Here is a 17686-nt window from a genome sequence, read left to right as displayed (position 1 = left end):
GTCATGAGCACCAACTCCCGCATCCGCACCCTCGGTTCGCGCGAGGCCGGCCCCGGCCGCCCCGTCTACGTCACCGGCGAGATCGGCATCAACCACAACGGCGACATCGAGAACGCCTTCAAGCTGATCGACGTGGCCGCCGAGGCCGGCTGCGACGCCGTCAAGTTCCAGAAGCGCACGCCCGAGATCTGCACCCCGCGCGACCAGTGGGACATCGAGCGCGACACCCCCTGGGGCCGGATGCCCTACATCGACTACCGCCACCGCGTGGAGTTCGGCGAGGACGAGTACCGCCAGATCGACGAGTACTGCAAGAGCAAGAACATCGACTGGTTCGCCTCCCCGTGGGACACCGAGGCCGTCGCCTTCCTGGAGAAGTTCGACGTGCCCGCCCACAAGGTGGCCTCCGCGTCCCTGACGGACGACGAGCTCCTGCGCGCCCTGCGCGCCACGGGCAAGACGATCATCCTCTCCACCGGCATGTCGACGCCGAAGCAGATCCGCCACGCGGTCGAGGTCCTGGGCTCGGAGAACATCCTCCTGTGCCACGCCACGTCGACCTACCCGGCGAAGGCCGAGGAGCTGAACCTCCGCGTCATCAACACCCTGGAGCAGGAGTACCCGAACGTCCCGATCGGCTACTCCGGCCACGAGACCGGCCTGCAGACCACGCTGGCCGCCGTCGCCCTCGGCGCGGTCTTCGTCGAGCGCCACATCACCCTGGACCGCGCGATGTGGGGCTCCGACCAGGCCGCCTCCGTGGAGCCGCAGGGCCTGCAGCGCCTGGTCCGCGACATCCGCACGATCGAGGCGTCCCTCGGCGACGGCGTGAAGAAGGTCTACGACTCCGAGCTCGGCCCCATGAAGAAGCTGCGCCGCGTCACCGGCGTCGTCGCCGAGGCGGAGATCGCCGCGGCGGCGGGTGAGCCGGTAGCGGTGTGAGACCGAGCCCCTCACCCCCGGACGGTCCCACACCGATGAGCCCCCGCACCCTCGCCTTCGTCGAGAGCCCGGTACAGCTGCTGAACGTACTGGAGTGGGCCCACACCCACGACCATCCCGCCGCCGAGACCTCCTCCCACACGGGTCTGATCCCCTCCCAGACGAGGCGCCGCCCGGCGCCCCTCGTCCCGGGGATCACCCTCGTCGTGCTGTCCCCGACCGATCCGATGAGCCGGGGGCAGCTGCGCCGGATGGCGCAGCTGGCGCGGGAGGAGGGGCACGAGGTCCGGTGGGAGGAGGCGCGGGGCGGTGCGGGGGCGCCGCTGCGGACCGTCGGCGGGCTCACCCCGCTGCTGCGGCGGGCGGACCGGGTGGTGATGGGCGATCCGTTCTCGCGGTACGTCCAGCTGTTGCTGACGATCACCAGGGCGCAGGACCTCGTCGTCGTGGACGACGGCACGGCGACGATGGAGTTCGTCGCCCAGCTCGCCCGCGGGGAGCGGCTGGTGCGCTGGCACCGCAAGGGGGGCCGCCGCGGCCCGCGGGACCTTCTCCTCGGCCCGGTGTCGGCCGCGGCCCGGCGCCGGCTGACACCGGGCGGGGGACGCCGGGTGGAGGTGTTCTCGGCCATGCCGGTCGACGAGGTCCCGGACGGCGTGACCGTCACCGGGAACCGTTTCGCCTGGACCCGCGCCCGCTTCGGCCCGCCCCGTGTCACCAAGGGCGCCGACCTGGTGGGTACGTCCCTGGTGGAGACGGGCGTGGTCGACGGCGACCGGTACCTGGACGCCGTACGAGGGCTGGCCAGGGCCCACGGGGTCACCCGCTACTTCGCCCACCGGCGCGAGAGCGCCGAGAAACTCCACCGGCTGGCGGCGGAGACGGGTCTGGAGATCGTCCGCCCCGAGCTCCCCCTGGAGCTGATCGCCCGGCGCGGCCCGATCGGCCGTACGATCCTCAGCTTTCCCTCCACCGTCGTCCACACCCTGCCGCCCGCCCTGGCCGGCACCGGCGTCCGCGTCACCGTCTGCGACATCGACCCGAGCTGGCTGACCGCGCACGCCTCTCCGCGGGCCCAGAGCTTCCTGTCCGGGGTGACGGGCACGGCCCGCGACGTGCACCGGCTCACCCGGACGGCCCACGCCGGCTGACAGGCCCGAGCCGGCCGACCGTGCCCGCGGGGCCTCAGGGCCCGTCCGGACGCGCCGGTGATACGGCCACCCGGAGCAGGCCGGAGCGGAGCGGACCGGCACGGACGTCCGTCCGACAGGCGAACAACTCGGGCGTGGTTCGGGTGGGGCGTGGTATGCGTGGAGAAAAGCACAAAAGGGGCGGGTGCCAGGGGTGTGACGAGCGCCACACTTCCGGGGATTCCGTGATCCGCTCGGCCGTCCAAGGCGGGCGAGTGTACCCATCCCAGCCAATACCTATGCGCCGGGCGGTCAGTTTTTCTTCCCCTGAGGGGTTGAACTTTTGTTGATCGTGGGTCAGTCGACCGCCTCGGCGTCCTACCCTTCAAAGGGTGAAACAGCTGATGTCCCCAGAGTCCGAGGCCGATCTCCCCGCTGATGCCACGGCGGACGCCGCCCTTCCCGGCACCCTGCCGGAGGCGCTGTACGCCGAGCTCGTCGCGTTCCGGCGCGACCTGCACATGCACCCGGAGCTCGGCAACCAGGAGTTCCGCACCACCGCCGCGATCAAGGAACGGCTGGAGAAGGCCGGGCTCGCGCCGCGGGTGCTTCCGGCCGGGACCGGGCTCGTCTGTGACATCGGTGCGGACCCCGGGGGGCCGGACGGCGGCCCGGGTCTGCTCGCCCTGCGCGCCGACATCGACGCCCTCCCCATCCCCGACACCAAGGACGAGTGCTCGTACCGCTCCACCGTCCCCGACCGCGCCCATGCCTGCGGGCACGACGTGCACACCACCGTCGTACTCGGCGCCGGGCTGGTGCTCGCCGACCTGCACCGGCAGGGCCTGCTGCCCCGGCCCGTGCGGCTGATCTTCCAGCCCGCCGAGGAGGTGCTGCCCGGCGGTGCCGCCGAGGCCATCAAGAGCGGAGCGCTGGACGGCATCAGCCGGATCGTCGCCGTGCACTGCGACCCCCGGGTCGACGCCGGCCGGATCGGGCTGCGCAAGGGACCCATCACCTCCGCCTGCGACCGGCTGGAGATCCAGCTGGACGGTCCCGGCGGGCACACCGCCCGGCCGCATCTGACGACGGACCTGGTCACCGCCGCCGCCCGGGTCGTCACCGACGTGCCCGCGCTCGTCGGCCGCCGGGTCGACACCCGTGTCGGGCTCGCCGTGACCTGGGGCCGGATCGAGTCCGGGCACGCCCCGAACGTCATCCCGCAGCACGCCGAACTCGCCGGGACCGTCCGCTGCCTGGACATCCACGCCTGGCGGCAGGCCCCCGACATCGTGGTCGCCGCGATCGACGAGATCGCCAACCTGTACAAGGCCAAGTCCGAGATCAACTACGTGCGCGGCGTGCCGCCGGTCGTCAACGAACCGGAGACGACCGAACTGCTGCGCGACGCCATGGTCGCCCGGCGCGGCGCCTCCTCGGTCGAGAGCACCGAGCAGAGCCTCGGCGGCGAGGACTTCTCCTGGTACCTGGAGCGCGTGCCCGGCGCGATGGCCCGTCTCGGGGTGCGCACCCCGGGCGAGCGGACCGTGCGCGACCTGCACCAGGGGGACTTCGACGCCGACGAGTCCGCCATCAGGGTGGGCGTGGAGCTGTTCACCGCCGCCGCCCTGCTGCACCCGACGCACCGATGAGTGGCGGCCCCTCCGGGGGCCGTTGCGCCGTCCGGCGCACCACGTGCAAGCCAGTCGCGCACTGCCTCCGGTCCTCGCCGCGGAGCCGCCGGATCTTGAGTTCAGACGCCGTTTGCCTCGAATCGATAACGGCTTTGGAAGAGGTCTTTTCCTGACATCTACGCGCGTTACGATGCCGAGGCCGACGCCGCTGGGGCGTCTCGGCTCGAGCACTGGAACGGTGCTCACATCAAGCGCCGACAAGGCGCTCAGGTCAGGTGAAGGAGCCTCCCGTGCGCCGGGTTGCCAAGCTTTCCGCTGCGTGTATCGCCTCCGCAGCACTCGCACTGTCCGCCACTGCCTGCGGCAGCACCTCTTCCGACAACGGCAGTTCGTCGTCCTCCTCCGATGGTGGCAAGGGCGTCAAGATCGGTCTCGCCTTCGACGTCGGCGGCCGCGGTGACCGTTCCTTCAACGACTCCGCCGCGCGCGGCGCCGACAAGGCCAAGGAGGAGTTCGGCGGCGAGATCAAGGAGCTGACCGCCAAGACCTCGGACACCGAGGCCGACCGCGAGCAGCGCCTCACGGACATGGCCAACGCCGGCTACAACCCGATCATAGGCGTCGGCTTTGCCTACGCCACGTCGATCACCAAGGTCGCCGCGAAGTACCCGAAGGTCAATTTCGGCATCATCGACTCGGTGGTGGACGCCAAGAACGTCAACAGCATCACCTTCACCGAGGAGCAGGGCTCCTACCTGGCCGGCGTCGCCGCGGCGCTGAAGACCAAGAAGAGCCATGTCGGCTTCGTCGGCGGCGTCGACACACCGCTGATCAAGAAGTTCGAGGCGGGCTATGTCCAGGGCGTGAAGGACACCAACCCGAAGGTCGAGGTCGACGTGCAGTACCTGAGTCGCGGCACCGACCTGTCCGGCTTCTCCAGCCCCGACAAGGGCAAGGAAGCGGCTTCGGGCATGCTCGACAAGGGTGCCGACGTCATCTACACGGCAGCCGGATCATCCGGCAACGGCGCGATCGAGGCCGTCAGCGGCGCCAAGGGCGCGTGGGCCGTCGGCGTGGACTCCGACCAGTACAACATTCCGGGCCTGGCCAAGTACAAGAACTCGATCCTGACCTCGATGGTCAAGAACGTCGATGTCGGCGTCTACGACTTCGTCAAGTCGGTCCACGACGGCAAGCCGCTCACCGGCACCAACACCTACTCGCTCGCCAAGGACGGTGTCTCGCTGTCCACCAGCGGCGGCTTCGTCGACGACATCCAGTCCAAGCTGGACGCGGCGAAGAAGAAGATCGTCGATGGTCAGATCAAGGTCAAGACGACTCCTTGATCTGACAGCTTCGGCCGGTTCGTCGACCTGACGGGTTCGGCCGCCTCCTGGACCCCGGCTCGGCGAGGGACGCCGTTCGGCCCTCGCCGAGCCGTAACAATGTGTCAACTCTACGCGTGTAGCGCGGAGTTGCCGCGCTAGCGTCGCCGACGCCCTGCCCTCCCCTACGCAGCCCCTTTCCCCGAGGAGAGTGCGCCATCAACGCGTCCAGCCCTCCCGCTGCCGTCGAACTGCGCGGCATCACCAAGCGTTTCCCCGGCGTCGTCGCCAACCGCGACATCGACATCATCGTCCGCACGGGCACCGTCCACGCGCTGTGCGGTGAGAACGGTGCAGGCAAGTCCACTTTGATGAAGATCCTCTACGGCATGCAGCAGCCGGACGAGGGCACCATCACGGTGGGCGGCGAGCAGGTCACCTTCCACAACCCCGGCGATGCGATCGCCCACGGTATCGGCATGGTGCACCAGCACTTCATGCTCGCCGACAACCTCACCGTCCTCGAGAACGTCGTCCTCGGCGCGGAGAAGCTGTACGGCATCGGGAGCAAGGCACGCGCCAAGATCAAGGAGATCTCCGACGCGTACGGGCTGAACGTCCGCCCCGATGTCCTGGTCGAGGAGCTGGGCGTCGCCGACCGCCAGCGCGTGGAGATCCTCAAGGTCCTCTACCGCGGCGCCAGGACCCTCATCCTCGACGAGCCGACCGCCGTGCTGGTCCCACAGGAGGTCGACGCGCTCTTCGACAACCTGCGGGGGCTGAAGGCCGAGGGCCTCACCGTCATATTCATCTCCCACAAGCTGGGCGAGGTGCTCTCCGTCGCCGACGAGATCACCGTCATCCGGCGCGGCACCACTGTCGGCACGGTCGAGCCGCGTGGCACCACCCCGAAGCAACTCGCCGAGCTGATGGTGGGCAGCGAGTTGCCCACCCCGGAGACCGAGGACTCCACCGTCACGGACGTCCCCATGCTGAAGGTGGACGGCCTGCGCCTGACCCAGACGGACCTCGACGGCGTCGAGCGGATCATCCTGGACGACATCTCCTTCACCATCCACAAGGGTGAGGTTCTGGGCATCGCCGGTGTGGAGGGCAACGGCCAGTCCGAACTGGTCGAGACGATCATGGGCATCCGCCGGCCCGACAACGGCGTCATCACGCTCGACGACACCGACATCTCCCACGCCCCGACCCGCAACCGTCGCGAGGCCGGCATCGGCTACATCCCGGAGGACCGCCACCGCCACGGCCTGCTCCTGGAAGCACCACTGTGGGAGAACCGCATCCTCGGCCACGTCACCGAGAAGCCCAACTCGCGCGGCGGTCTGCTCGACATCAGGGCCGCCCGCACGGACACCGAGCGCATCGTCCAGGCCTACGACGTCCGCACCCCGGGCATCGAGGTCACCGCGGCCTCGCTGTCCGGCGGCAACCAGCAGAAGCTGATCGTCGGCCGCGAGATGAGCCACCACCCCAAGCTGCTCATCGCCGCCCACCCCACCCGCGGCGTGGACGTCGGCGCACAGGCCGCGATCTGGGACCACATCCGCGAGGCCCGCCGCGAAGGCCTGGCCGTGCTGCTGATCTCCGCCGACCTGGACGAGCTGATCGGCCTCTCCGACACTCTGCGAGTGATGTACCGCGGCCGATTGGTCGCCGACGCCGACCCTGCCACGATCACCCCCGAAGAGCTGGGCTCCGCCATGACGGGTGCGGCCACCCGTCACCTGGAGCACACAGAGGACGACGAGCGATGAACAAGCTGACCTCACGGATCGACAAGGAGCGACTGCTCCTCGGGATAGCGGCGCCGCTCCTGGCGGTCATCGCCGCGCTCGTCGTCACGACCCTCGTGATCCTCGCGACCGGAAAGAACCCCGGTGACGCCTTCAGCGACATGGTCACCTACGGCTCCGCCAGCGACAGCCAGGTCTACATCCTGAACAAGGCGACGACGTACTACCTGGCGGGCGTCGCGGTGGCCATCGGCTTCCGCATGAACCTGTTCAACATCGGTGTCGACGGTCAGTACCGGATCGCCGCGTTCGTCGCCGCCGTCCTCGGCGGGGCCCTCTCCGCGCCCGGCTGGGTCGCCATCCCGCTGATCATCATCTGCGCCATGGCCACCGGCGCCCTCTGGGCGGCCATCGCCGGCGTCCTCAAGGTGACCCGGGGCGTCAGCGAGGTCATCGCGACGATCATGCTGAACTCGATCGCCACCGCGATCATCGCCTACCTGCTCCAGCCCGGAAGGCTGGGCGAGCTCCAGCAGGGCGGCACCCTGGTCTCCACCAAGCCGCTGCCGTCGTCGGCGTACCTCTTCACCATCGACACGGGTCCGTCCGGCCTGTTGTGGGGCTTCATCTTCATCGCCGTGGTCGTCGGGGTGGCGTACTGGTTCGTGCTCGGCCGCACCCGGTTCGGCTTCGACCTGCGCACCGTCGGCCAGTCCGAGACCGCCGCCGCCGCGAGCGGTGTCGGGGTGAAGAAGATGGTCGCCACCAGCATGATCATCTCGGGTGCGGTGGCGGGCCTGATCGGCATGCCGACCCTGCTCAACGACAGCCACCAGTTCAGCAACGACTTCCCGACGGGCATCGGCTTCACCGGCATCGCCATCGCACTGCTCGGCCGCAACCACCCGATCGGCATCGCGCTCGGCGCCCTGTTGTGGGGCTTCCTGGAGCGCACCACCAACCACCTGGAATTCCAGGGCTACGACAAGGAAATCCTCGGCGTCATCCAGGGCGTCATCGTCCTGTGCGTCGTCATCGCCTACGAGGTCGTACGCCGCTACGGCCTGAAGCGTCAGCAGCAGCGGGTTGGTGCCGAACTCGCCGTCCAAGTCGCCGCTCCGATGAAGAAGCAGGAGGTGGCGTGATGACTGCCACGATGACCGATGCGCCGCCGCCCGCGGCGCCCAAGGCGGACACCGCGGCCAAGCGCTCGGGCCGGTCGCTCGGCCAGATCCTCTGGATCGTCGTCGGCGCCCTGCTGCTCGTTGCCGCGGTCCGCATGATCACCGGCTCCGACCAGCTGGACTCCGCCGGTCAGGTCAGCGCCGCACTCGGCCTCGCCGTGCCGATCGGCCTCGCCGGTCTCGCGGGCCTGTGGTCGGAGCGGGCCGGCGTGGTCAACATCGGCCTTGAGGGCATGATGATCCTCGGTACCTTCGGCGCCGGCTGGATCGGCTGGCAGTCCAGCCCCTGGCTCGGCCTGTTGTGCGGCATCGGCTTCGGTGTCCTGGGCGGCTTGGTGCACGCCGTCGCCACCGTCACCTTCGGCGTCGACCACATCGTCTCCGGCGTCGCGATCAACCTGCTCGCGCTCGGCGCCACCCAGTACCTCGCCAAGCTGTTCTTCGCGGATGGCGAGGCGGCCACCGCAGGCGGCAACCCCAAGCAGTCCCCGCCCGCGGACTCGCTGCCGCACGTCACCCTGCCCGGTCTCTCCGACGGCCTCGCGTCGGTCGAGAAGCACCACTGGTTCCTGATCTCCGACCTCGCCGGCATCATCGGCGGTCTGGTCACTGGCCTGTCCGTGGTGACGGTCCTGGCCGTGCTGCTGTTCGTCGGCAGCTGGTGGCTGCTGTGGCGCACCCCGTTCGGTCTTCGGCTGCGCTCCTGCGGTGAGAACCCGATCGCCGCGGAGTCGCTCGGCGTGAACGTCTATACGTACAAGTACGCGGCCGTGGCCGTCTCCGGCGGTCTCGCCGGCCTCGGCGGCGCCTTCCTCGCACTGGTCACCTCGCACACCTACCTGGAGGGTCAGACCGGCGGTCGCGGCTACATCGGCCTCGCAGCGATGATCTTCGGCAACTGGCGCCCTGGCGGCCTGGCGATGGGCGCCGGCCTGTTCGGCTTCTCCGACGCGCTGCAGCTGCGCAACGGCGGCGAGACCGTGCACGCGCTGCTGCTCCTGCTGGTCGTGCTGCTCGTGGTGCTGGCAGGCTGGAAGCTGTACCGCAAGGCGCTGTGGCAGGGGGCGATCAGCGGGGTCGTGGCCGTGCTCGTTCTCGTCTGGTACTTGTTCACGGACGAGGTGCCGAGCGACTTCGTGGGCGCCACCCCGTACGTCGTCACGCTGCTGGTGCTGTCGCTGTCCGCGCAGCGGCTGCGCATGCCCAAGGCGGACGGTATGCGATACCGGAAGGGACAGGGCAAGTGACCCCGGACATCCCGGACACCCCGGACGCCACGGCGGTCGACTGGGCGGCGCTGCGGGAGGAGGCGCGCGCGGCGATGTCGCGCGCCTACGTCCCCTACTCGAACTACCCGGTCGGCGTCGCCGCCCTGGTCGACGACGGCCGGATCGTCACCGGCTGCAACGTCGAGAACGCCTCCTACGGGCTCGGCCTGTGCGCCGAGTGCGGGCTGGTCTCCCAGCTGCACAACAGCGGCGGCGGGCGGCTGACCCACTTCACCTGCGTGGACGGCAACGGCGACATCCTGGTGCCGTGCGGGCGATGCCGGCAGCTGCTGTACGAGTCCGGCGGGCCGGAGCTGCTGCTGGAGACGCCGGCGGGGATCCTGCCGCTGTCCCGGATGCTGCCGCAGGCGTTCGGCCCGGAGCATCTCACCAAGTAAGTCCCGGGCGGCCCCTCTGAGCCTGTCGAGGCCCAGGGGGGCCGCTCCCCTTCGCACCCCGGAAGGAAACCGAGCCCATGGCCATGGACGCCATCTCCGTCATCCGCACCAAGCGGGACCGCGGCGAGCTCAGCGACGAGCAGATCGACTGGGTGATCGACGCGTACACCCGCGGGGAGGTCGCCGACGAGCAGATGTCCGCGCTCGCGATGGCCATCCTGCTCAACGGCATGAACCGGGGCGAGATCGCCCGCTGGACCGCCGCGATGATCGCCTCCGGCGAGCGCATGGACTTCTCCTCCCTCTCCCGCCCCACCGCGGACAAGCACTCCACGGGCGGCGTCGGCGACAAGATCACTCTGCCGCTGGCCCCGCTGGTCGCCGCGTGCGGCGCCGCCGTCCCGCAGTTGTCCGGCCGCGGCCTCGGCCACACCGGCGGCACGCTGGACAAGCTGGAGTCGATCCCCGGCTGGCGGGCGCTGCTGTCCAACGAGGAGATGCTGTCCGTGCTGGACGGCGTCGGCGCGGTGATCTGCGCGGCGGGCGACGGGCTCGCGCCCGCCGACAGGAAGCTGTACGCCCTGCGGGACGTGACCGGCACGGTCGAGGCCATCCCGCTGATCGCCTCCTCCATCATGTCCAAGAAGATCGCGGAGGGCACCGGCTCGCTGGTCCTGGACGTGAAGGTCGGCACCGGCGCCTTCATGAAGACGATGGAGGACGCCCGTGAGCTGGCGTCCACCATGGTCGGCCTGGGCACGGACCACGGCGTGCGGACGGTCGCCCTCCTGACCGACATGTCGACCCCGCTCGGCCTGACGGCGGGCAACGCGCTGGAGGTCCGCGAGTCGGTCGAGGTCCTGGCCGGCGGCGGCCCGGCGGACGTGGTCGAACTGACCCTCGCCCTCGCCCGCGAGATGCTGGACGCGGCCGGCCTGAAGGGCGCCGATCCCGCCAAGGCCCTGGCCGACGGCTCGGCGATGGACGTCTGGCGCCGCATGATCACCGCCCAGGGCGGCGACCCGGACGCCCCCCTGCCCACCTCCCGCGAACAGCACGTGATCAAGGCCCCGTCCTCGGGCGTCCTGACCCGCCTCGACGCCTACGACATCGGCGTCACCGCCTGGCGCCTGGGCGCCGGCCGCGCCCGCAAGGAGGACCCGGTGCAGGCGGCGGCGGGCGTGGAGCTGCACGCCAAGCCGGGTGACACGGTGACCGCCGGCCAGCCCCTGCTGACCCTCCACACGGACACTCCCGAGCGCTTCGAGTACGCGCTCCAGGCGGTGGAGGGTTCGTACGACATCGCGGCGGACGGCACGGACTTCACCGCCTCGCCGGTGGTGCTGGAACGTATCGCCTGACCAGGTGTTTTCCCTTTCGGGTGAACGGGATCGGTGGACCGCCATCGGTCCCGTTCGGCATGCTGGGATCGGTGACGCACCGATAGGAGACCGCCATGAGCGCACTCACCGTCAGCCAGGATCCCGAGCAGGGCTGGGACGACCTCGTCCGGTTCTGGGAGGAGATGGAATGGCCTGAGGGCAGCAAGGTGGAGATCATCGAGGGGATCATCACCGTGTCACCTGCTCCCGCGTACCGCCACAACGTGATCGCGGCCCGCATCCAGCGTCGCCTTTACTCCGTGATCCCCGAAGACTGGGAAATCTTCCAGACGCTGGCGATCGCCGTGCCCTCGCGGCTGGGCATGCTCATCCCGGACCTTGTGGTGGCCCCGGTGCGAGAGCACACGGAGGCGGACACCCACATCCCGGCCGCCCTGGCCGAGCTCGTGGTCGAGGTGACCTCCAAGTCCAACGCCCGACACGACCGCATCAGCAAGCCCGCCGCCTATGCCACTGCGGGCATCCCGCTCTACCTCCTGGTCGACCGCTGGGCCCCCGACGGCCCCACCGCGACGCTCTACGGAGAGCCGAAGGGCGACGTCTACCGCCCGCTGAGCAGCGCCAAGTTCGGCGAGCCCATCAAGCTCCCCGCCCCCTTCGACCTCGTCATCGACACCGCCGAGTTCCCGGTTGCCTGACCCCGGCCAGGTGAGCCGCGCGCCCCGCGCGCGATGAGTTGCGCCCGGCCGGGCGGTCTACAGACCGTGGATGCCAGGACACCTGCCGTGCTCGTGCTCGCCGGCCCCGTCGCCCGGGACGAGGTGGCGGGGCTGTGCGAGGACGTGCGGGCGCTGCTGGAGGGCACCCGGGCCGGGGTCGTGGTGTGTGATGTGGGTGGGCTGGGGCCGCCGGGGCTCGGCGTCGTCGACCTGCTGGCGCGGCTGCAGCTCGCCGCCCGGCGGGCCGGGGGCCGCATACGGCTGCGCGAACCCGACCCGGCGCTACACGGCCTGCTCGACCTGGTCGGTCTCTCCTTCGAGGTGGAGCGGCAGCCCGAACAGGGGGAACCAGCGCTGGGTGTCGAGGAAGCAGTGGAACCCGGTGATCCGGCCCTGTGATGTCTCCAGGACCTGCACCGCCCACGGAGTGAAGCCGCCCTTGTCCGGGTCCGGCTTGTACTGGGCGAAGCCCGGCAGCCCGTTGGCCCGCACCGGCAGCAGCCGGGAGCCCGCGCAGGCGGCGCCCAGCGTGGCCATGAAGCCCGTGATGTCCGCCGAACCCGTCAGCCACAGGTCGAACGGCGGCATCGTCATCACCGCGTCCTCGTGCAGCAGCGCGGTCAGCGCCGTCATGTCGTACCCCTCGAACGCCTTCACATAGCGCTCGAGGAGCCGTTGCTGCTCCTCGTCCAGCGGGTCCGACACGGCCGCGTCGGCGCCCCGGTCGCGCCGCTCGGCGAGCGTGGCACGCGCCCGCTGCAGCGCGCTGTTGACCGAGGCGACCGATGTACCCAGCAGCTCGGCGACCTCGCTCGCCCTCCAGGCGAGCACCTCGCGCAGGATCAGCACCGCCCGCTGCTTGGGCGGCAGCTGCTGCAGGGCCGCCATGAAGGCCAGCCGCACCGACTCCTTGGCGACCGCCGCCTCCGCGGGGTCCTCGACCGCCGGCAGCACCCGGGCGTCCGGCATCGGCTCCAGCCACGTGTGGTCCGGGCGCGGGGACAGCGCCGCCCGGGCCAGCGGCGTGGACTCGGTCAGGTCCATCGGCCGGGCGCGCTTGTTGCCCGCCTTCAGCATGTCCAGGCAGACGTTCGTCGCGATGCGGTAGAGCCAGGAGCGCAGGCTGGAGCGCCCCTCGAACGTGGCGTGGCTCCGCCAGGCGCGCACCAGGGTGTCCTGGACCGCGTCCTCCGCCTCGAAGGACGAGCCGAGCATCCGGTAGCAGTAACCGGTCAGCTCGACCCGGTACTTCTCCAACCGCTCGTCGAGGTCCGTCGTCGTCGTACCGTTTCCCATCGTCCACCCACCCCTGTGGCCGTCCCGTCCGGTGCGCGTCGTCACGCCCAGCACTCCGGAAGCTACCGCAGGCCACTGACAACGGTCCCCGGACCGGGAGAACCAGCAGGTCGGGCGACGGCTACGCCGGCACCGGCTCCCGCCGCGCCGCCCGCGAACCGAGCACCGTGATCGTCACGACGCCCAGGACCGCCAGCAGTCCCACGCCGACCGTTCCCGCCCAGCCCTCGGTGTGGAAGGCCATCGCGCCCACCGTGCTGCCCACGCTGGAGCCGATGTAGTAGGCGGACTGGTAGAGCGCCGAGGCCTGGGCGCGGCCATGGGTGGCCGTCTTGCTGACCGCCGAGGAGGCGGCCGCGTGCCCGGCGAAGAAGCCCGCCGTGATCAGGACCAGGCCCAGCAGCACCGGCACGACCGAGGCCGACAGGGACAGCAGCAGACCCGCCGCCGTCGTGGCGCCCGCCAGGTACAGCGCGCCCCTGCGGCCCAGCCGGCCCACCAGCCGGCCCGCCGTCGACGCCGACACCGTACCCACCAGGTACACCAGGAAGATCGAGCCGACGATGCCCTGGGGCAGGGAGAAGGGGGCCTCGGTCAGGCGGTAGCCGATCACCGTGTAGACGCCGCCGAACACCGTCATGAACAGCGCGCCGATCGCGTACAGGCGGCGCAGCAGCGGGTCGGCGAGGTGGTCGCGGACCGTACGGGCCAGCACGCGCGGGCGCAGCGAGCCCGCCGTGAAGTGCTTCGGCGCCGGCAGCAGCAGGCGGAAGGCCACCGCGCACCCCACCGCGATCGCACCGATCACCCCGACGGCGACCCGCCAGCCCCACTCCTGGGCCACCCAGCCGGTGATGACCCGGCCGCTCATGCCGCCCACGCTGTTGCCCGCCACGAACAGGCCGATCGCCGTGACCAGCGCCCTGGGCCGGACCTCCTCCGCCAGGTACGCCTGCGCCGAGGCCGGCAGGCCCGCCAGCGCGGCACCCTGCAGCGCCCGCAGCACCACCAGCACGCCCAGCGACGGCGCGAAGGGCACCAGCAGTCCGACGGTCACCGCGACCGCCAGCGAGGCCGTCATGACCGTACGCCTGCCGAAACGTTCCGACAGCGCGCTCATCGGAAGGACGAAGAGCGCCAGACCACCGGTCGCCGCCGCCACCGTCCAGCTCGCCTCGCTCGCCGCCACCTGGAACTCGCCGGAGATCAGCGGCAGCAGGGCCTGCGTGGAGTACAGCAGCGCGAAGGTCGCGACACCGGAGAGGAAGAGGGCCAGGTTCATCCGGCGGTAGCCGGGGCCGCCCGGAGCCATGCGGGAGTCGGGGTCGGAGAGGGGGCCGGGGATCGACGCGACGGCGCCCACGGTGGTGGACGCCCCGGTATGGGCAGGAGTCATGCGGCGACCGTAAGAACACCGGCGCTCATCCGTCCAATGCACGGACTCGCCATAATCGTTCCCATGATGCATCAGCAGGGGTCACAAGGTCGCCTGTCACGGACCGGTGACACAGAAGACATCGTCGCGCTGCTCGCGCCACGCCTCGCGTACTTCGCCGGCGTGGCCCGCACCGAGCACGTCACCCGTGCCGCGCAGGAGATGCGGGTCCCGCAGTCCACGCTGTCGCGGTCCATGGTCCGGCTCGAGGAGGACCTCGGCGTCGACCTCTTCGCCCGCCGGGGCCGCACCGTCTCCCTGACCCCCGCGGGCCGCACCTTCCTCGCCTCCGTCGAACGCGCCCTCGCGGAGATCGGGCGCGCCGCCGACGAGGTGCGCGCCGACGCCGACCCGGCCACCGGCAAGGTCGCCTTCGGCTTCCTGCACACCATGGGCGCCGAGACCGTGCCCGGCCTCATCCACGCCTTCCGCGCCGACCACCCCCGCGTCCGCTTCAGCCTCGTCCAGAACTACGGCGAGGCCATGCTGGAGCGGCTGCGGGCCGGCGAGCTCGACCTGTGCCTGACGTCCCCCGTGCCGGACGCGCCCGACCTCGTGGCCCGCCGCCTGGACGAGCAGAAGCTGCGCCTGGTCGTCCCCGCCGACCACCGCCTCGCCGCCCGCCGCCGCGTCCGCCTGGCCGAGGCCGCCGACGAGTCCTTCGTGACCCTGGAACCCGGCTACGGCCTGCGCCGTATCACCGACGACCTGTGCCGCGAGGCCGGTTTCACACCGCGCGTCGCCTTCGAGGGGGAGGAGGCCGAGACGCTGCGGGGCCTGGTCGCGGCGGGCCTCGGGGTCGCCCTGCTGCCCCCGCCGGCCGTCCCCCGCCCAGGAGTCGTCGAACTGACGGTGACGGCCCCGCGCGCGGTCCGGGAGATCGGCGTGGCCTGGCTGGAGGGCCACCCGGACACACCGCCGGTGGCGGCCTTCAAGAAGTTCCTTCTCGCGAAACGAGGGAAGCTGCTCCCCGCCTGAGGGGCGCGGGGCTGTGACATGTGCGGCTCCTCCGCGAGCTCTTGACGAGCAGGGGCCCCATCGTGGGCGCGACGAGCTGCGACGCCCCCGCGCCCGGAAGACTTCACAAGCCGCCGCGGCGCCTATCGCAACGTCCTGCCGAACCCCGCCGCCAACGGCATCCGCAACCCCAGCGGCGGCGGAGCCGCGAGCGCGTCCCGGACCGGCCGCGAGAACGCCCGCCCGAACAACGTGCCCATGACGAAGTCCGAGGCGAGCGCGACGACTTCGTCCCGGTACTGCCGTAACCCGTGCCCGTCGGAGTGGACTTCGAACCGGCACACGTCCCGGTTCACCTTCTTCGCCCGCTCCGCGAACCGGAACGACAGCTCGGGGTCGGCCCGCTCGTCGTTCGTGCCGTGCACGATCAGCACCCGGCGCCCGACGAGCTGCTTCACCGGTTCGGGCGGGGCCGCCACGTCGTCCCCGGGCAGCCAAGGGGCGATCGCCACCACGGAGTCGACGGTCTCGTGCCCGCCCGCGTGCAGCGCGGCCCGGCCGCCCATGCCGAGACCGGCGAGGCACACTGGCACGTCCCCGTAGCGCCGTACGACCTCCTCGACGGCCCACGCGGCGTCGCGGGCCAGATGCGCCTCGCCGCCGTTCCAGCCGCGGTAGCGGTAGTGCACCACGTGGACGGCCAGGCCCTCGTCACGCCCCAGGCGGGTCAGCCGGCGCCCCAGCGCGCGCACCGAGGCGGCCGCCAGCACCGGCGAGGGCCTGCGGCCGGACACCTCCTGGCCGCCGGGGAGCAGCAGCACCGCTCCGCCCACCGCCGCCGGCTCCGGGCCGAGCGTCCTCCCCAGCCGGGCCGTGCGAACCGGCGTCGCCTGCTCTGTCATGACAGAACAGTCTCAGAATCACCGGTGTACGCCACCCGTCCGGGCGGTCACCGTTACATATCGACGGATGTGTACAGGGGATGATCTACGCGCGTAGGAGTTAGAGTGCGGAAATGACGAGCCAGACTGCCCACATGGGGAACACCCCGAGCTCGGACCAGATCCGCCGGGCGCCCAAGGTTCTGCTGCACGACCACCTCGACGGCGGGCTCCGCCCGGCCACGATCGTCGAACTCGCCCACGACGCCGGATACACCCAGCTCCCCGAGACCGACCCGGAAAAGCTCGGCCTGTGGTTCCGGGAGGCCGCCGACTCCGGTTCCCTCGAACGGTACTTGGAGACCTTCTCGCACACCGTCGGCGTCATGCAGACCCGCGACGCCCTCGTCCGGGTCGCCCGCGAGTGCGCCGAGGACCTCGCCGCGGACGGTGTCGTCTACGCCGAGGTGCGCTACGCCCCCGAGCAGCACCTGGAGGGCGGGCTGAGCCTGAAGGAGGTCGTCGAGGCCGTCAACGAGGGCTTCCGGGAAGGGGAACGGAGCGCCCTCGCCGACGGCCACCGGATCCGGGTCGGCGCCCTGCTCACCGCGATGCGGCACGCGGCCCGCTCCCTGGAGATCGCCGAACTCGCCAACCAGTACCGGGACTCGGGTGTGGTCGGCTTCGACATCGCGGGCGCGGAGGCCGGTTACCCGCCCACCCGGCACCTGGACGCCTTCGAGTACCTGAAGCGGGAGAACAACCACTTCACCATCCACGCAGGCGAGGCCTTCGGGCTGCCGTCCATCTGGCAGGCCCTGCAGTGGTGCGGCGCCGACCGGCTCGGGCACGGGGTGCGCATCATCGACGACATCCAGGTGCACGAGGACGGCACGGTCGAGCTGGGGCGGCTGGCCTCCTACGTCCGCGACAAGCGCATCCCGCTGGAGCTGTGCCCCAGCTCCAACCTCCAGACCGGCGCGGCGTCGTCGTACGCCGAGCATCCGATCGGGCTGCTGCGGCGGCTGCTGTTCCGCGCCACGGTCAACACGGACAACCGGCTCATGTCCCACACCAGCATGAGCCGGGAATTCGAGCACCTTGTCGAGGCATTCGGTTACACGCTCGACGACATGCAGTGGTTCTCCGTCAATGCGATGAAATCAGCGTTCATTCCTTTCGATGAACGACTGGCGATGATCAATGACGTGATCAAGCCCGGATACGCGGCGCTGAAATCCGAATGGCTGTTTCAGGGGGCTGCGTCTACCAGCGATTCTGCAGGATCAGGGGATTGATCGGGAGGGGAGAGGAAGCCGGCGGTCTTCACAGTCCGTCCGCATTTCCGCGTTTGCGGCGGGCGGCTCGGGATGTTTACGGTCGTGGACCGCTCGGTTCCCCGTCTTCCATTCAAGGA

Annotated in this window: 16 protein-coding genes; 13 read left to right on the top strand and 3 right to left on the bottom strand. The window is 70.7% G+C overall.

Going from position 1 to position 17686, the window contains the following annotated elements:
* Positions 1-3 precede the first annotated feature (3 nt).
* The 11 genes from ACX25U_RS13590 to ACX25U_RS13540 all read left to right on the top strand — a co-directional run bounded on the left by ACX25U_RS13590 (position 4) and on the right by ACX25U_RS13540 (position 12099).
* Positions 4-942 (top strand): N-acetylneuraminate synthase family protein, encoded by a 939-nt coding sequence (locus ACX25U_RS13590; protein WP_454391919.1) that lies wholly within the window; start codon positions 4-6, stop codon positions 940-942.
* A gap of 35 nt (positions 943-977) precedes the next feature.
* Positions 978-2093 carry a hypothetical protein gene (locus ACX25U_RS13585; protein WP_454391917.1) on the top strand — a complete coding sequence of 372 codons (1116 nt, stop codon included), beginning with the start codon at positions 978-980 and terminating at the stop codon, positions 2091-2093.
* Between the two features lie 383 nt (positions 2094-2476).
* Positions 2477-3724, top strand: a complete 1248-nt coding sequence (locus ACX25U_RS13580; protein WP_454391915.1) for a M20 family metallopeptidase — start codon at positions 2477-2479, stop codon at positions 3722-3724.
* A gap of 272 nt (positions 3725-3996) precedes the next feature.
* On the top strand, positions 3997-5052 hold the full coding sequence (locus ACX25U_RS13575) for a BMP family lipoprotein (RefSeq protein ID WP_454391913.1): 1056 nt from the start codon (positions 3997-3999) through the stop codon (positions 5050-5052).
* A gap of 230 nt (positions 5053-5282) precedes the next feature.
* Complete coding sequence (locus ACX25U_RS13570; RefSeq protein ID WP_454394257.1) at positions 5283-6809, top strand: ABC transporter ATP-binding protein; 1527 nt, start codon at positions 5283-5285, stop codon at positions 6807-6809.
* A complete protein-coding gene (locus ACX25U_RS13565) occupies positions 6806-7933 on the top strand; it encodes an ABC transporter permease (RefSeq protein ID WP_454391911.1) in 1128 nt (375 codons plus the stop codon). Before ACX25U_RS13570 ends, ACX25U_RS13565 begins: the two co-directional genes overlap by 4 nt.
* On the top strand, positions 7933-9219 hold the full coding sequence (locus tag ACX25U_RS13560; protein ID WP_454391909.1) for an ABC transporter permease: 1287 nt from the start codon (positions 7933-7935) through the stop codon (positions 9217-9219). The genes ACX25U_RS13565 and ACX25U_RS13560 overlap by 1 nt, the downstream gene beginning before the upstream one ends.
* A complete protein-coding gene (locus ACX25U_RS13555; RefSeq protein WP_454391907.1) occupies positions 9216-9638 on the top strand; it encodes a cytidine deaminase in 423 nt (140 codons plus the stop codon). Before ACX25U_RS13560 ends, ACX25U_RS13555 begins: the two co-directional genes overlap by 4 nt.
* Before the next feature lie 77 nt (positions 9639-9715).
* A complete protein-coding gene (locus ACX25U_RS13550) occupies positions 9716-10999 on the top strand; it encodes a thymidine phosphorylase (protein ID WP_454391905.1) in 1284 nt (427 codons plus the stop codon).
* A gap of 95 nt (positions 11000-11094) precedes the next feature.
* Positions 11095-11679, top strand: a complete 585-nt coding sequence (locus ACX25U_RS13545; protein WP_454391904.1) for a Uma2 family endonuclease — start codon at positions 11095-11097, stop codon at positions 11677-11679.
* A 33-nt stretch (positions 11680-11712) separates the two neighbouring features.
* Positions 11713-12099 (top strand): STAS domain-containing protein, encoded by a 387-nt coding sequence (locus tag ACX25U_RS13540; protein ID WP_454391902.1) that lies wholly within the window; start codon positions 11713-11715, stop codon positions 12097-12099.
* Here the strand turns inward: ACX25U_RS13540 and ACX25U_RS13535 are convergent.
* Positions 11983-12996, bottom strand: a complete 1014-nt coding sequence (locus ACX25U_RS13535) for a sigma-70 family RNA polymerase sigma factor (protein WP_454391900.1) — start codon at positions 12994-12996, stop codon at positions 11983-11985. The genes ACX25U_RS13540 and ACX25U_RS13535 overlap by 117 nt on opposite strands.
* A 121-nt stretch (positions 12997-13117) precedes the next feature.
* Positions 13118-14392 (bottom strand): MFS transporter, encoded by a 1275-nt coding sequence (locus tag ACX25U_RS13530; protein ID WP_454391898.1) that lies wholly within the window; start codon positions 14390-14392, stop codon positions 13118-13120.
* 63 nt (positions 14393-14455) lie between these two features.
* Between ACX25U_RS13530 and ACX25U_RS13525 the strand changes: the two genes are divergently transcribed.
* The gene (locus ACX25U_RS13525; protein ID WP_454391896.1) at positions 14456-15409 is read left to right on the top strand and encodes a LysR substrate-binding domain-containing protein; all 954 of its coding nucleotides are present in this window, start codon (positions 14456-14458) and stop codon (positions 15407-15409) included.
* A 122-nt stretch (positions 15410-15531) separates the two neighbouring features.
* On the opposite strand, the gene ACX25U_RS13520 is transcribed toward ACX25U_RS13525, so the two are convergent.
* Complete coding sequence (locus ACX25U_RS13520) at positions 15532-16290, bottom strand: alpha/beta hydrolase (RefSeq protein ID WP_454391895.1); 759 nt, start codon at positions 16288-16290, stop codon at positions 15532-15534.
* Positions 16291-16403: 113 nt separating this feature from the next.
* On the opposite strand from ACX25U_RS13520, the gene ACX25U_RS13515 reads away from it, so the two are divergent.
* Complete coding sequence (locus ACX25U_RS13515) at positions 16404-17567, top strand: adenosine deaminase (protein ID WP_454391893.1); 1164 nt, start codon at positions 16404-16406, stop codon at positions 17565-17567.
* The last annotated feature ends 119 nt before the right edge of the window (positions 17568-17686 follow it).

The organism is Streptomyces sp. JNUCC 63, assembly GCF_054366325.1.
This window is presented reverse-complemented; position numbering and strand designations above follow the sequence as displayed.